At 64.4% G+C, this 14,473-nt stretch carries 13 protein-coding genes; 12 read left to right on the top strand and 1 reads right to left on the bottom strand.

Annotation, left to right across the window (positions count from 1 at the left end):
- Positions 1-72 precede the first annotated feature (72 nt).
- Positions 73-783: a sulfite exporter TauE/SafE family protein gene (locus tag ACNQFN_RS16315; protein ID WP_068636188.1), complete on the top strand. Its 711-nt coding sequence runs from the start codon at positions 73-75 to the stop codon at positions 781-783.
- 106 nt (positions 784-889) lie between these two features.
- Entirely contained in the window at positions 890-1,417 is a 528-nt protein-coding gene (ppa, locus tag ACNQFN_RS16310) for an inorganic diphosphatase (protein WP_068636189.1), read from the top strand.
- 177 nt (positions 1,418-1,594) lie between these two features.
- Here the strand turns inward: ppa and ACNQFN_RS16305 are convergent, their stop codons facing one another.
- On the bottom strand, positions 1,595-3,262 hold the full coding sequence (locus ACNQFN_RS16305; protein ID WP_418648926.1) for a sigma 54-interacting transcriptional regulator: 1,668 nt from the start codon (positions 3,260-3,262) through the stop codon (positions 1,595-1,597).
- Positions 3,263-3,512: 250 nt separating this feature from the next.
- Here ACNQFN_RS16305 and ACNQFN_RS16300 point away from each other — a divergent pair, with 250 nt between their 5' ends.
- From ACNQFN_RS16300 to ACNQFN_RS16255, 10 genes are all read left to right on the top strand, one after another.
- The gene (locus tag ACNQFN_RS16300) at positions 3,513-3,833 is read left to right on the top strand and encodes a 2Fe-2S iron-sulfur cluster-binding protein (protein ID WP_068636191.1); all 321 of its coding nucleotides are present in this window, start codon (positions 3,513-3,515) and stop codon (positions 3,831-3,833) included.
- 295 nt (positions 3,834-4,128) lie between these two features.
- Entirely contained in the window at positions 4,129-4,392 is a 264-nt protein-coding gene (locus tag ACNQFN_RS16295; protein ID WP_068636192.1) for a phenol hydroxylase subunit, read from the top strand.
- A gap of 32 nt (positions 4,393-4,424) precedes the next feature.
- Positions 4,425-5,420 carry an aromatic/alkene monooxygenase hydroxylase subunit beta gene (locus tag ACNQFN_RS16290; RefSeq protein WP_418647008.1) on the top strand — a complete coding sequence of 332 codons (996 nt, stop codon included), beginning with the start codon at positions 4,425-4,427 and terminating at the stop codon, positions 5,418-5,420.
- A gap of 11 nt (positions 5,421-5,431) precedes the next feature.
- Entirely contained in the window at positions 5,432-5,701 is a 270-nt protein-coding gene (locus ACNQFN_RS16285) for an MmoB/DmpM family protein (RefSeq protein ID WP_068636194.1), read from the top strand.
- 26 nt (positions 5,702-5,727) lie between these two features.
- Positions 5,728-7,281 carry an aromatic/alkene/methane monooxygenase hydroxylase/oxygenase subunit alpha gene (locus ACNQFN_RS16280; RefSeq protein WP_068636195.1) on the top strand — a complete coding sequence of 518 codons (1,554 nt, stop codon included), beginning with the start codon at positions 5,728-5,730 and terminating at the stop codon, positions 7,279-7,281.
- Between the two features lie 62 nt (positions 7,282-7,343).
- The gene (locus tag ACNQFN_RS16275; RefSeq protein ID WP_068636196.1) at positions 7,344-7,703 is read left to right on the top strand and encodes a phenol hydroxylase subunit P4; all 360 of its coding nucleotides are present in this window, start codon (positions 7,344-7,346) and stop codon (positions 7,701-7,703) included.
- Between the two features lie 69 nt (positions 7,704-7,772).
- Positions 7,773-8,828: an NADH:ubiquinone reductase (Na(+)-transporting) subunit F gene (locus ACNQFN_RS16270; protein WP_068636197.1), complete on the top strand. Its 1,056-nt coding sequence runs from the start codon at positions 7,773-7,775 to the stop codon at positions 8,826-8,828.
- A gap of 167 nt (positions 8,829-8,995) precedes the next feature.
- Positions 8,996-9,961: a YCF48-related protein gene (locus ACNQFN_RS16265; RefSeq protein WP_068636198.1), complete on the top strand. Its 966-nt coding sequence runs from the start codon at positions 8,996-8,998 to the stop codon at positions 9,959-9,961.
- 13 nt (positions 9,962-9,974) lie between these two features.
- Positions 9,975-12,362 (top strand): efflux RND transporter permease subunit, encoded by a 2,388-nt coding sequence (locus ACNQFN_RS16260; RefSeq protein ID WP_068636199.1) that lies wholly within the window; start codon positions 9,975-9,977, stop codon positions 12,360-12,362.
- Between the two features lie 98 nt (positions 12,363-12,460).
- Entirely contained in the window at positions 12,461-14,464 is a 2,004-nt protein-coding gene (locus tag ACNQFN_RS16255) for a DUF1302 family protein (RefSeq protein WP_418647007.1), read from the top strand.
- Positions 14,465-14,473 lie beyond the last annotated feature (9 nt).

Genomic DNA, 14,473 nt, shown 5'->3' with positions numbered 1-14,473 from the left:
AGCAGCGTGCGTGCCGGGGGCGTAGAATAGGCAGCTTTTCTCCCTGGCCCTCTTACCGGTCCTGTTTCGACCATGCCCGAAACCGGCTACTTCGCCGTCTTCCTGATCGGCCTGCTCGGCGGCACGCACTGCGTGTCGATGTGCGGCGGCATCGTCGGCGCGCTCACCGCCCAGGTGCAGCTGCCCGGCCGCAGGCCGCAATGGCCGCTGCACCTGGCCTACAGCGTAGGCCGCATCACCACCTACACCGCGCTGGGCGGCGTGGTGGGCGCGCTGGGTTCGGTCGGCATGCTGTACGACGGCATGCTGCCGGTGCAGATGGGCCTGTACGTGCTCGCCAACCTGATGCTGATCGCGCTCGGCCTCTATCTCACCGGCTTCACCCGCCTGCTGGTGCCGGTCGAGCGTGCCGGCCACGTGCTGTGGCGCCGCATCCAGCCCGCGACACGGCATTTCCTGCCGGCGCGCTCGGTCAAGCAGGCGCTGCCGCTGGGCCTGCTGTGGGGTTTCATCCCCTGTGGCCTGACCTATTCCATCCTGGCGACTGCGCTCGTCACCGGCTCCGGCGTGCGCGGTGCGGGGCTGATGCTCGCCTTCGGCCTCGGAACGCTGCCCAACCTGCTGCTGGCCGGCATGCTGTTCAAGCGTTTCCGTGATTTCACCCGCAATTCCAAGGTGCGTTTCGCCTCCGGCCTACTGGTGCTGGGCTTCGGCGTGTTCGGCCTGATCCACGCGCCCACGCTGGGCGGCGCGCTGTGGGAGGGCGTGGTCTGCCTGACCTGATGCCCCGGCTTTCGTGTTGCCGGAGCGGCTTCGAAGGCGATGATGCAGTGCAAGACAAGCGGATTTCCCCCTATAATCCGCGCACAATTTTCCACGGGAGGGAATCATGGGTTTCGATCTGGTCAGCGCCGGCAAGGACGTGCCGAACGACATCAACGTCATCATCGAGATCTCCGCGCAGGGCGATCCGATCAAGTTCGAAGTAGACAAGGACAGCGGCGCCGTCTTCGTCGACCGCTTCATGGGCACGTCGATGCGTTATCCGCTGAACTACGGCTACGTGCCGCACACCATTGCCGGCGACGGCGATCCGGTGGACGTGCTGGTCGTGACCCCCTTCCCGCTGGCTCCCGGTGTCGTCATCCGCTGCCGTCCGGTCGGCGTGCTGAAGATGGAAGACGAAAGCGGCGTCGATGCCAAGGTCGTGGCCGTGCCGGTGTCCAAGCTGACCCCGCTGTACGACAAGGTCCAGACCACCGACGACCTGCCCGAGCTGCTGATGAAGCAGACCGTGCATTTCTTCGAGCACTACAAGGATCTGGAACCCGGCAAGTGGGTCAAGGTCGTGGGCTGGGGTTCCGTCGAAGAGGCGAAGAAGGAAATCGTCGACGGCCTGGCTGCCGCCAAGAAGTAAGCCGCCCTGTAGTTTCCGGAATACCGGAAACGCCCCTGCGCTCGCCATTGCATGGCAGCAAGCGCAGGGGCGTTTTTCCGTTCAGGCCGGCTCGGTGGCATGGCACGCGAGCAGCCGGCCGACCCGTGATCGATGTCCGGCCTGCCGGGCAAGGGCCCGGGATTCCAGCGCCGTGCCTTAGCCGGCCTGCTTCTTGATCCGATAGTTGAGCTGTGGCCGCGTCATGCCAAGCAGACGGGCGGCGGCGGCCAGATTGCCATTGGCCTGGTCCACTGCGCGATTCAGCAGGTTTTGCTCGAATGCTTCCAGCGAAACGCCGGATGCCAGTACGGCTGCGACCAGATCCTGGGGCGGCCGGTGCGCCGCCTCGAGTTCGCCCCGGGCGCTGAGTGCATGCTCCTGGCTGTCATCGGGCAGGGCGCCGATGAACAGGTGTTCGATTTCGATCAGGCCATTCTGCGGGGCCAGAATGGCTCCGCGTTCGAGGACATTCTCCAGTTCGCGGACGTTGCCGGGCCAGGAGTGCAGCTTCAGCGCGTGCATGGCCTTGTCGCTGATCCCGGCGATGCGCTTGCCGTGCAGCGTCTCGAAGCGGCGGACCAGGGCATCGACGAGGGCCGGAATGTCGCCGGGGCGCTCGCGCAGCGGCGGAATCGTCACCGGATAGACGTTGAGGCGATAGTACAGGTCGCGCCGGAACGTGCCGGCACTGACGGCCTTCTGCAGATCGACATTGGTGGCGGCGACCAGCCGGACGTTGATCTTGCGCGTGCGCTCGTCGCCGAGCCGCTCGATTTCGCCTTCCTGAAGCACGCGCAGCAGCTTTGCCTGCGCGGGGAGGGGCAATTCACCCACTTCGTCGAGAAAGAGCGTGCCGCCATGAGCCCGTTCGAACTTGCCCGCGCGCGAGGCGTGAGCGCCCGTGAAGGCGCCGCGCTCCACGCCGAACAGCTCCGATTCGATCAGTTCGTCGGGCAGGGCTGCGCAATTGACCGCGACGAAGGGGGCATCCTTGCGTGCGCTCATCTCGTGCAGCGTTCTCGCGAAGCGTTCCTTGCCGACGCCGGTTTCACCGAGCAGCAGGACCGAGACGCTGGTCGAGGCAGCGCGGCTGATCAGGTCGTAGGCATGGAGAAAGGATGAACTGCTGCCGATGAGATCGGGTGTCTTGCGCGGGCAGGCGATCGTGTGGCGCATCGCCTCGATTTCCTCGCGCAGTTCGAGCAGGCGTCCGACGATCGAATCGGCTTCGAAATAAGGCCTGAGCTCGTCGGCATCGGGCCATTCCTCGGCGGGTTTGCCGACGATCCTGCAGTTTTCGCAGCCCGTCGCTGCACATTGGGTTTCCTTGAACAGGATGAAGCGCCCCATGAAGGCGCTGGTATAGCCCGAGGCGTAGCCGATCATCATCCAGCACACGGGTTGATCCACTTCCCCGAAGGCCTGGGCGTGGGCCTCGGCTTCCCAGGCATCGTGCCACAGAAATTCAGCGTAGAAAGTGTTGCCCTGCATGTCGAATTCCAGGCGCACCGGTTCGACGCGCGCACATCCTTCGAGCATGTGCAGTTGCGGCCTGACGACGAATGCATCGGCGGGATCGCGTGCCTGGCGCGTCTTGCGCGCAAGCTCCGCGTCGCGCATGCCGGAGGCGAAACCCATCCGTGTAAGGATGCGGCGTGCCTGCTGCTGGCCGACGGAGCCGATCAGTTCCTTGCGCAGTTCGGACATCGCGCCCACATGCAGCAGCAGCATGCGGTGCTCGCTCAGCCAGATATGCCCGTCTTCGGGCGCGAACCGGAGCAGGCTGCGCAGGTCTGCGCTCTCCGGGTATTGGATGGTGGTCACGGATCTCCTCCAGATTGGCGTCACCTCCGCTCTGCCGGCGGCTGGCTCTCCCGGACCCTCGGTACCGTCCGGACACCGGACGAAGCTTAAACGAGTGCTTGTGCCGGGGGGCAGGGAAAACACGATCATAGATAGAATCTCGAGAAAAATAAATGGATGGCATGATTCTTGTATCTGCCGCCATGAGCCGCCGGTCGTGCGGACGAATTGCCGATCGACGGCAAGCACATCGAAAGAGGAGACAGCCCGGATGAGACAGAGATTTGTGGTGGCGATCGAAGGTTGCGGCGAAAGACTCAGCTGCGCGGACAGCGACAACGTGTTGTGTGCCATGGAAGCCCTTGGCCGCAAGGGCATCCCGGTGGGCTGCCGGGGCGGCGGCTGCGGCGTGTGCAAGGTCAGGGTGATGCAGGGGCGCTACCACACGCGCCGCATGAGCCGTAGCTGCGTATCCGAAGCGGAAGAGGCCGCGGGTGTGGTACTGGCCTGCAAGCTTTTTCCCGACAGCGACCTGAGGATCGAGGTGGTCGGCAAGATGGCCAGGGCAGTGTGCGCCGGGGTGGCGAAATGACTGGATGAGTGCCTGAGCGGGCAGGCGGTGCGGCGGGCCGGAAGACGGATGTCTCCGGCCCGTCTTGCTTTCCGGCCGGGATGCTGCATGGCAATAAATCGAATGAATCAAATGATCTATCAAATCAATGAATTGATCATTTGGTGAAGCGCCAGGCAATGGGCGAAGCACGAAGAAATATCGAGATAAACAGTAATCAACATGAAATCTCACGATTTTGCGAGATTGGCACGGAAGTTGTTAATGATGGCTCTGTCGCGATCCCGCATTGATCAAACCGGAGGAGGGGAAGGATATGAAGGATGCCGAGCCTGCGATCGACATCGGCCGGAAGTTCGTGCGCCTCATCGAGCGCAGGCCGGATGGATTCGTCGAGTTCGAGTTCGCCGTCGGCGATCCCGGGCTCTACGCCGAGCTGCTGCTTCCGGCTGAAGCCTACGAATCGTTTTGCCGGGCCAACGACGTCGCTTTTCTGGCGCCCCGGGAAGGGGAATGCGCGGAAGAGGCCGAAGACTGGAACTGGAACCTGCACCAAGCCACGCATCAGCGCTTTCGCTGACTGCGGCCATACAAGCAAAAGGAGGAGCGTCCATGCAGATCGATCTGCGCACCGTGACCATCAAGCCCTTGCGGCACACGTTCGACAACATCGCCCGGCGCATCGGTGCGGACAAGCCGGCATCCCGCTACCAGGAAGGCACGCTGGACATGCAGCAGGAGGCGAACTACCACTATCGCCCGACCTGGGATCCCGATCACCTGATCTACGACCGTGACCGGAGCGCGATCAGGATGGCCGACTGGTACAGCTTCAAGGACCCGCGCCAGTTCTACTACGGTGCCTACACCATTGCCCGGGCCAAGCAGCAGGACACCGCCGAGGCCAATTTCGATTTCGTCGAGAACCGGGGCCTGGCCGCGACGCTGCCGGACGAAATCCGCGACACCGTGCTGGCGCTGCTGATTCCGCTGCGGCATGTGGCCTGGGGCGCCAACATGAACAATGCCGCCGTCTGTGCCTATGGCTACGGCACGGCTTTCACCCAGCCCTGCATCTACCACGCGATGGACCAGCTCGGCATCGCCCAGTACCTGACCCGCGTCGGCCTGCTGCTGGGCGACGTGGATTCGCTCGATGCCGCCAAGCAGGCGTGGATGGAGGACGACACCTGGCAAGGGCTGCGCCGCTACGTCGAGGACACCCTGGTGCTGCGCGACCCGTTCGAGCTGTTCGTGGCGCAGAACGTGGCGCTCGACGGCCTGCTGTATCCGCTGGTGTACGAAACGATCATCGACGACGTGCTCTCGGCCAAGGGCGGCACGCCGGTGGCGATGCTGACCCAGTTCATGACCGACTGGCATGCCGAGACCCGCAAATGGATCGACGCCACGGTCAAGACCGCCGCCGCCGAATCGGCCGGGAACAAGACCGTCCTCGCCGACTGGATCGTGCAGTGGCGCGACCGTGCGGCGGCGGCGCTGCTGCCCGTGTTGCGCATCGCCCTCGGCGAGCGTGCCGACGAACTGACCACCGAAATCGTCCAGCAATTCAACGCACGCATGGCCAAGGCCGGCGTGCCCCTCTGAGGAATTTCCCGATGTCCACCGTATTCATCGCGCTGCAGACCAACGAAGAGACCCGCCAGGTCATCGAGGCCATCGTGCAGGACAATCCCGATGCCGTCGTCAATGAGCAGCCCGCGATGGTGAAGATCGATGCCCAGGACAGGCTGGTCATCCGCCGCGAGACGATCGAGGAGCTGATCGGCCGCCCGTTCGACCTGCAGGAGCTGCAGGTCAATCTGATCACCATGACCGGCAACCTCGACCAGACCGACGACGAGATGGTCCTTTACTGGAACGCCTGAACCGGCACGCCAAGGAGACACGAACCATGGATATGCAAGTCGCCAAGAAGAAACTCGGCCTCAAGGAGCGCTACGCGGTGATGACCCGCGGCCTCGACTGGACGCCCTCCTACCAGAAGATGGAGGACATCTACCCCTACGTCGCCTACGAGGGGATCAAGATCCACGACTGGGACAAATGGGAGGATCCGTTCCGCCTGACGATGGACGCCTACTGGAAGTACCAGGCCGAGAAGGAGCGCAAGCTCTACGCGATCATCGACGCCTTCAACCAGAACAACGGCCACCTCAACGTCACCGACGCGCGCTACATCAACGCCGTCAAGCTGTTCATCAGCGGCATCAGCCCGCTCGAATACGTCGCCCATCGCGGCTTCGCCCATGCCGGCCGCGCCTTCCCCGGGCCGGGGCCGCGCGTCGCCTGCCTGATGCAGTCGATCGACGAGATCCGCCATGCCCAGACCCAGGTGCATTCGATCTCGAACTACAACAAGTACTACAACGGCATGCACGATTTCCATCATGCCCATGACCGCGTGTGGTTCCTGTCGGTGCCCAAGAGCTTCTTCGACGATGCGCTGACCGCGGGCCCGTTCGAGTTCATGGTGGCGATCGGCTTCTCGTTCGAGTACGTGCTGACCAACCTGCTGTTCGTCCCCTTCGTCTCGGGCGCGGCCTACAACGGCGACATGGGCACGATGACCTTCGGCTTCTCGGCGCAGTCCGACGAGGCGCGCCACATGACGCTGGGCCTGGAGGTGATCAAGTTCATCCTCGAGCAGGACCCCGCCAACGTGCCCATCGTGCAGCGCTGGATCGACAAGTGGACCTGGCGCGGCTACCGCGTGCTGACGCTGGTGGCGATGATGATGGACTACATGCTGCCCAAGCGCACGATGAGCTGGAAGGAGGCGTGGGAAATCTATTTCGAGGAGAACGGCGGCGCGCTGTTCAAGGACCTCGCCCGCTACGGCATCACGATGCCCAAGTGCGCCGGGCAGATCGCCCTCGAAAAGGACCATCTGTCGCACCAGGCCTGGAGCACTTTCTACAACTACGCCGCTGCCGCCAACTTCCACACCTGGATGCCGGACGACGACGAGATGAAGTGGCTGGCGAGCAAGTATCCCGACAGCTTCGACAAGCTTTACCGCCCGCGCTACCGGTTCTGGCGCGAGCAGGCGGCCAAGGGCAATCGCTTCTACAGCAAGACGCTGCCGATGCTGTGTCAGGTCTGCCAGATCCCGATGGTCTTCACCGAACCGGGCGAGCCCACCAAGACCTGCTACCGCGAGGTCGACTACAGGGACGACAAGTATCACTTCTGCTCGGATCACTGCAAAAAGATCTTCGAGGACGAACCAGAGAAGTACACCCAGGCCTGGTTGCCGGTGCACCAGATCTACCAGGGCAACTGCTTCCCCGAAGGCACCGATCCGACGGTGGAAGGCTTCGATCCGCTGGCCGAGGTGCTGAAGTTCTACAACCTGGAGCACGGCCGCGACAACCTGGATTTCGAGATCTCGGAAGACAGGAAGAACTTCGCCGAATGGCGCGGCCAGGCGACCAGGAACATCTGAGCATCTCGATGCCGCGGGCGGTTTCCCACCTGCGGCCGACAAAAACACCCAGGAGACACGACATGGCTGTTGCTGCCATCAAAGCCTACGACTTCCCGCCTGCCGACTCGATGGACAAGTTCCACGGCGCCCAGCTGCTCTACATCGGCTGGGAGGATCACCTGATGTTCTGCGCGCCTTTCGCCTTTGCCTTTCCGCCGACGATGCGTTTCGGCGACGTCGTCGACGGCGTGCTGCCGGGTTCGTTCGGCTACCACCCCGACTTCGCCCGCATCGACTGGACGAAGGCCGAGTGGTTCAAGTCCGGCAAGCCCTTCGCCCCCGACTTCGACAAGTCGCTGGCGGACAACGGACTCGGACACAAGGACGTGATCCGCTTCCGCACGCCGGGCCTCACCGGCATCGAGGGGTCCTGCAGTTGAACGCAAGGCGCGGGGCGGCGCTACCCGCCGTCTCCGCCCGCCGAAGAACGGATACGACGGAAACGAATCATGAGTCATGAACTGACGATCGAACCGATCGGCCAGACGATCGAGGTCGAAGAAGGCCAGACCATTCTCGACGCCGCCCTGCGGGCCGGGATCTGGCTGCCCCACGCCTGCTGCCATGGCCTGTGCGCAACCTGCAAGGTGCAGGTGATCGACGGCGAAATCGACCATGGCGAGGCCTCGAGCTTCGCGTTGATGGACTTCGAACGCGACGAAGGCAAGACGCTGGCCTGCTGTGCGCGGCTGGAGTCGGACGTGACGATCGAGGCCGAGATCGAGGAGGAAGCGGATGCTGAATCCATTCCGGTGCGGGATTTTCCCGGCACCGTGACGCGGATCGAGCCACTGACGCCGACGATCAAGGCGGTCTTCATCGAGACCGACGAGCCGATGCACTTCCAGGCCGGGCAGTACGTCAATTTCTTCCTCGAAGGCGGCGAATACAGCCGGGCCTTCTCGCTGGCGAACCCGCCTTCGAGCGGGCGCGAAGTCGAACTGAACATCCGCATCGTGCCGGGCGGCCGCGGCACGACCTGGGTTCACGAGCGGCTCGAAGCCGGCGAGCGCGTACGCCTGTCCGGCCCCTATGGCCGTTTCTTCGTGCGCAGGTCGGCGCCTGAGGCGCTGCTGTTCATGGCCGGCGGTTCGGGCTTGTCGAGCCCGCGCTCGATGATCCTCGACCTGCTCGATGCCGGCGACACGCGGCCGATGACGCTGGTGTATGGCCAGCGCCATCGCGGCGAACTCTATTACCACGACGAATTCCTCGCGCTAGCCGAGCGCCATCCCAGCTTCAGCTACGTGCCGGCGCTGTCGGACGAGCCGGCCGATTCCGGCTGGACGGGTTTTCGCGGCTTCGTCCATGAAGCGGCCACTGCCCATTTCAACGGCGATTTCCGCGGCCACAAGGCCTACCTGTGCGGCCCGCCGCTGATGATCGACGCCTGCATCACGGCGCTGATGCAGGGCCGTCTGTTCGAGCGCGACATCTACATGGAGAAGTTCTTCTCCGCGGCGGACGTCCAGCAGGTCCGCAGCCCGCTGTTCAAGAAGATCTGACCGGGTTTTATAAAATAAATTTTAGTGAAATATCGAGAATTATGTGAAATCATGGGAATAAGCAGGCTGATCTGAGCTGTGCTTTCCCGCTTCACCGAAAGAACAAGACCAGCCGGCGCCGATTGCCGGCGCCGGGGCCGCAACGAGGCTCCGGAGAGGAGGAGACAATGAATCACCTTGCCGACGGGCTTTTGCGCCCGGGGCTGCTGGCGGCTGCCTGCGCGTTGTCGCTGGCGGCCTGCCAGGCCCAGCCGGATTTGTCGGCGGTCCGCGCCCAGGCGGAACGCCCGCTGCAGCGCTACCACGTCATCCAGACCCTGAATGCCAACCAGCAGGTCGTCATTGCCGGCACGCAGGCAGGGGCGATGCTGGTGTCCACCGATGCCGGCCATAGCTGGCAGCGCACGGCCGTCGATGGCGCATCGCTGATCGACTCGACGCAATGTCCGGACGGAAGCTTCATCGCGCTGGACTTCTACCGCCGCGTCGTGTCGATCGCTGCGGATGGCGCCGTAGCCGCGTCCTCGGCGTTCGAAGAGCCGAGCGTGCCGCTGGCGATCGCCTGCGATCCTCGGGGCGGCTGGTGGGTGGCCGGCACACATGCCGGTATTGCGCACTCGCCTGATCAGGGCCGTTCCTGGTCTCACCTCGATCTCGACGAGGACGCGCAGATCACTGCCTTGCAGTTCGTCGATGAGGACCATGCAATTGCGGTCGGCGAGTTCGGCCTGATTGCCGTCAGCGCCGACGGCGGCAAGCGCTGGGATCGCCTCGAGCCGATTCCGAACGAGTTCTACCCGTATGCCGCGCTGTTCGCCTCACGCGACGAAGGCTGGGTGAGCGGCATCGCCGGCCAGATCCTGCATACCGCAGATGGCGGACGGAACTGGGAGCGGCAGGCCAACAACACCCATGCGCCGCTCTATCGCCTGTTCATGCACGAAGGCGTACCGCACGGCATCGGTGCAGGCGGCACGGTGGCGCGGCTGGAACAAGGTGTCTGGCAAGCCGTGCCTTACCCCGATCCCTTGCCCGTTTTCTTCGGTGCCGGCGCTTCGCTGCCCGGGCAGTCGGCGCTCGTCGCCGGCAGTCCCGGCGGGCTGGTGCGCGTGATCGGCATCCGGGCCAACTGAGGAGGGCAGGAACTTGGTCAGTAAGCTGCGTCACTCCGTCACCCACAGGCTGCACCTCGCCGAGGCGTGGATCTTCGCCAATCCGAAGATCGTCCTTGCGCTGATCCTGTTGGGTACCGTCCTGTTCAGCCTGGCATTGCCCCGGCTGCGGGTGTTCACCGATTTTTCCGATCTGCTGCCGCAGAACCATTCCTACATCCAGACCTACAACCGCCTGAAGGAGAACTTCGGCGGTGCCAACATGGTGGTGATGGCGGTGGAAGTGGAGCAGGGCACGATCTTCAACGATCGCACCCTGCGCCTGATCCACGCGGCGACCCAGGGCGTCGACAGCCTGCCGGGCGTCAACCACAACCTGGTGTCGAGCCTGACGCACCGGACTGCACGCAAGATCTTCCTCGACGAGCAGGGCGGCTTCGCCTCCGAGTCCTACTACGACCCGCAGAAGTCGAGCCGCAGCGTGGCCGAACTCGAGCAACTGAAGAAGGACGTCATCGCCAACCCGACGATGTACGGCCTGCTCGTGTCGCCCGACCTGAAGGCCGCGCTGATCAAGGCCCAGCTCAACGAAGGCGACATCGACTATCCGGCGACCTTCGCGGCGCTGCAGAAAGTGCGTGAAGAGCTCGCCACGCCGGGGCACAGCATCCACGTCACCGGCAATCCGGTGCTGACCGGCTGGGTGTACACCTACCTGGACCAGATCATCCGGATCATGGTGTTCACGCTGATGCTGCTGGCGCTGCTGCTGATCGTGTATTTCCGCCGGCTCTACGGCATCGCGCTGCCGATGCTGGGCATTGCGCTATCGACGATCTGGGGCCTCGGCTTCATGGCGCTGATGGGCATCAACCTCGAACCGCTGTCCCTGCCGATCCCCTTCCTGATCGCGGCGCGCGCGACCTCGCACGGCGTGCAACTGGTGGCGCGCTACTACGAAGAGCTGGCGATCGTGAAGGACGGGCAGAAGGCGGCGCGCAATGCGCTCGACGCCCTGTTCCGGCCCGGTTCGCTGGCGATCATCGTCGACGCGGTCGGGCTGGCGGTGCTGGTGCTCGGCGCCGCGCCGTTCAACCACAAGCTCGGGATCGCCGCCGGTTTCTGGGGCATCTCGGTGATCTTCACCGTGCACTTCATGGTGCCGCTGGCGCTGTCGGTGCTGCCCGCACCGCGCAAGACCGACAACAGCAACGACTTCATGCCCGCGATCCTCGGCGGCGCGATGGCGAAGACCGGCGGCACCGACGGTGGCGCACGTTCCATCCTGGTGTTGACGCTGATCGGTGCGCTCGGCGGGCTGTACCTGCTCGGCCAGGTCAAGATGGGCGACACCGAGCCGGGTTCGCCGCTGCTGCACCGCCATCACGACTACAACGTGTCGACCACGGCGATCAACGAGCGCTTCCCGGGTTCGGAAGAACTGCACGTGCTCGCCCGCACCGACGAGCCGGGCGGCATCAAGCGGCCGGAAGTCATGGCGGCCATCGAGCGCTTCCAGGCGCACATGATGTCCGACCCCGCGCTGGGCGGCACCAAGGCCTTGCCGGGCGTCGTGCGCGTGGTCAACAAGCTGACCCACAACGACGACCCGCGCTGGATGCAGCTGCCCGACAGCGCCGAGGAAGTCGGCGGCCTGATGTTCGCCTACATGGCCTCCAGTCCGATCCCCGGCGCGCTGAAGGAGTTCGTCAATGCCCAGGAGGACGAAGCCAACATCGTCTTCTACTACAAGGACCACCAGGCCGACACCATCGACCGTGTCGTCGCCCTGGCCGAGGAGGGCGCCCGCCTGATCGAGGCCGAGGTGCCCGGGCTGCGCATCGAGCTCGGCGGCGGGATCATCGGCGTCACCGCGGCGGCCAACCAGGCCCTGCACACCGACCACCTGATCATCATTCCGGCGGTGATGGTCTTCGCCTTCCTGATCGTGTCGCTCTATTACAGCTCGCTCCATGCCGGCTGGCTGATGGTGCTGCCGATGCTGTTCGCCACGCTGATGACCTACGCCTACATGGGCGCGATCGGCATCGGCATCAGCGTCAATACCGTGCCGGTGATCGCCGTCGGTGTCGGCGTCGGCATCGATTACGCGGTGTATTTCATGGACCGCATCCGCGAGGAGTACGCGGAGCTGGGCGACATGAAGCAGGCGGTGATCAAGGCGGTCGCCACCACCGGCTCGGCCGTGTCCTTCACCGCCGCGACCCTGATCGCCGGGGTGGTGCTGTGGATCTTCATGTCCGACCTGAAGTTCCAGTCCGATGCGGCGCTGCTGCTGGTGTACATGCTCGTCGTCAATGCCATCGCCGCGGTGCTGATCGTGCCGAGCTGGTGCGTGGTGTTCAAGCCGAAGTTCGTCACCGCCGCGCATTACGACGAGGACGGCGTACTCGAGGTGTAGGGGCCGCAGGGGGTTCAGGACGCGGCTGGCCCACCGGCCACGTCTGGCAAGGAGCCGGGGGATCGCCCGGAAAACGACAAGAAGGTAGGAGACACGAGATGAGGAAAAAACGGATCCTGCGGCCGCCGGTGTTCAGGCTCGCCGCTTGTACGGCGGGTTGCGCGCTGGCCTTTGCCGCCGCGGCGCAGCAGTTGCCGGACCTCGGCAGCTCGACTGCGCCCTGGAAGGTGGATGTCTATTACGACAACCACACGGCCTTCCGCGGCAAGGACCACACCGGCGAGCGGGTCGGGCTGTCCAAGTTCCGCAACACGCTGCAGCTCGAAGCGGACAAGGATCTCGGCGACGACTGGGCTTTCCGCGGCATCCTGCGCGGCACCTGGGACGGCGTCTATCGCATGAACAAGGGCCAGTACGGCAATTCGGCGGGCGGCGCGGTGATGCTGCAATCGACCACGCCGGGCGGCTACATCGAGACGCCGCACGGTGCCGGCCCGGTCAACAAGGAACTGGTCGACGGCCTCGGCCTGACCAACAACGCCTTCGTCTCGGGCGCAGGCTACCGCAACAGCCCGAACGAAGGCCTGAGGGTGCTCGGCGACCGTCTCCACGACACCGACGGCGGCGTCGCCTTCGGCGTGCCGGTGCGGCCCTGCGACAAGGACAAGCGCGGCTGCCGCGACTTCGGCGGCTACGGCGACCGGACACTGTCCGAACTCGAGGCGCCGGAGTTCAACGACCGCCTGGACTTCATCCGCGAAGCCTACGTGCGCAAGAACTTCGCCCTGGACGATGGCACCGACCTGTTCCTCAAGATCGGCAAGCAGCAGGTCGTGTGGGGCCGTACCGACCTGTTCCGCGTGCTCGACGTCATCAACCCGGTCGATTACTCGCGCAACAACATCTACGACGAACTCCAGGACATCCGCATCCCGATGTGGATGGTGCAGGCCGAATGGCGCATGGGGCCGTCGGAGTCGATGCAGGACCGCAACTTCCAGATCGTGTGGAACTTCGACAAGTTCCGCCCCAACAACCTCGGCCAGTGCGGCTCGCCCAACGCGATCCTGGATGCGGGCTGCTTCTTCCGTGGCATGGCGAACCTGTGGGACAACGGCGGCACGGTCGCCAACTTCGCCAACGTCGCGCCGGGCACGCTGCTTGCAACCAACTTCGGACCCGGCCAGATCGGCCTGCGGGACGTCGACCTGCCATCCTGGAGTCTGGCCAACACGCAGATCGGTGCCAAGTTCGAGGGCATCACCCAGAGCGGCCTGGCGTTTTCGCTGAACGCGCTGTACTACCGCTCGCAACTGCCTTCGCTGCGCGGCGGCAAGCGCACCACCAACGGCTTCACCGGCGAATACAGCGAGCACAATCCCTACCTGATCTCCTTCGACATGCACTTCCCGCGCGTCAAGCTGCTGGGCGGCTCGCTCGACTTCCAGTCCGAGACGCTGGGCGCGGCCTTCCGCTTCGAAGGCGCGATGAGCTGGGGCGAGGAGTTCTCGAACACCGCCCGGCCCGGGCTGTACTCGAAGAACCGCGTGTGGCGCAGCGTGATCGGCATCGACCGGCCGACCTTCATTCCCTTCCTGAATCCGCACCGCACGACGCTGATCTCGGCGCAGCTGTTCTGGCAGCACATCTTCGACCACGAGTACTACTCGACCGGCACGAAGAACGGCCAGAACTACCTCGGCGCGGTGGGGATGCCGGACTGGAAGGACAGCTACATCGGCACGCTGCTGATCAAGTCCTTCATGATGAACGACCGCCTCAGCCCCGAGCTGATCATCGCGCGCGACTTCAAGGCCAGGGCGACCGCCATCGCGCCGGCGGTGGAATGGAGCCTCACCGACAACCTGAAGCTCAGCTTCGGCGGCAACTTCAAGGTCGGCACCGGCGCGCGCCGCTTCGACGACTGCCGCGCCTGCAACCCTTGGATGCCCTTCACCGCGCCGGATGGCGATCCCGATCCAATGACGCCGTATTCACGCGGCCTCGCCGGCTTCGAGCCGCTCGGCCGCTTCCGCGCCGGGCCGATCGGTTCGGCGATGTACGAAGACGAAGTGTATTTCAAGCTGCGCTATCAGTTCTGACCCGAGGAG

This window comes from Thauera butanivorans (assembly GCF_048398245.1).
GTDB classification, from domain to species: Bacteria; Pseudomonadota; Gammaproteobacteria; order Burkholderiales; family Rhodocyclaceae; genus Thauera; species Thauera butanivorans.
Note: the sequence above shows the minus strand (reverse complement) of the source record. Positions and strands in the feature narration are given on the sequence as shown.

Bases quoted from the DNA above. Each gene is read 5' to 3' on its own strand.
- ACNQFN_RS16285 (WP_068636194.1), top strand. From the start codon at position 5,432: ATGTCCACCGTATTCATCGCGCTGCAGACCAACGAAGAGACCCGCCAG.
- ACNQFN_RS16275 (WP_068636196.1), top strand. From the start codon at position 7,344: ATGGCTGTTGCTGCCATCAAAGCCTACGACTTCCCGCCTGCCGACTCG.
- ACNQFN_RS16315 (WP_068636188.1), top strand. From the start codon at position 73: ATGCCCGAAACCGGCTACTTCGCCGTCTTCCTGATCGGCCTGCTCGGC.
- ACNQFN_RS16270 (WP_068636197.1), top strand. From the start codon at position 7,773: ATGAGTCATGAACTGACGATCGAACCGATCGGCCAGACGATCGAGGTC.
- ACNQFN_RS16300 (WP_068636191.1), top strand. From the start codon at position 3,513: ATGAGACAGAGATTTGTGGTGGCGATCGAAGGTTGCGGCGAAAGACTC.
- ACNQFN_RS16255 (WP_418647007.1), top strand. From the start codon at position 12,461: ATGAGGAAAAAACGGATCCTGCGGCCGCCGGTGTTCAGGCTCGCCGCT.
- ppa (WP_068636189.1), top strand. From the start codon at position 890: ATGGGTTTCGATCTGGTCAGCGCCGGCAAGGACGTGCCGAACGACATC.
- ACNQFN_RS16295 (WP_068636192.1), top strand. From the start codon at position 4,129: ATGAAGGATGCCGAGCCTGCGATCGACATCGGCCGGAAGTTCGTGCGC.
- ACNQFN_RS16280 (WP_068636195.1), top strand. From the start codon at position 5,728: ATGGATATGCAAGTCGCCAAGAAGAAACTCGGCCTCAAGGAGCGCTAC.
- ACNQFN_RS16290 (WP_418647008.1), top strand. From the start codon at position 4,425: ATGCAGATCGATCTGCGCACCGTGACCATCAAGCCCTTGCGGCACACG.
- ACNQFN_RS16265 (WP_068636198.1), top strand. From the start codon at position 8,996: ATGAATCACCTTGCCGACGGGCTTTTGCGCCCGGGGCTGCTGGCGGCT.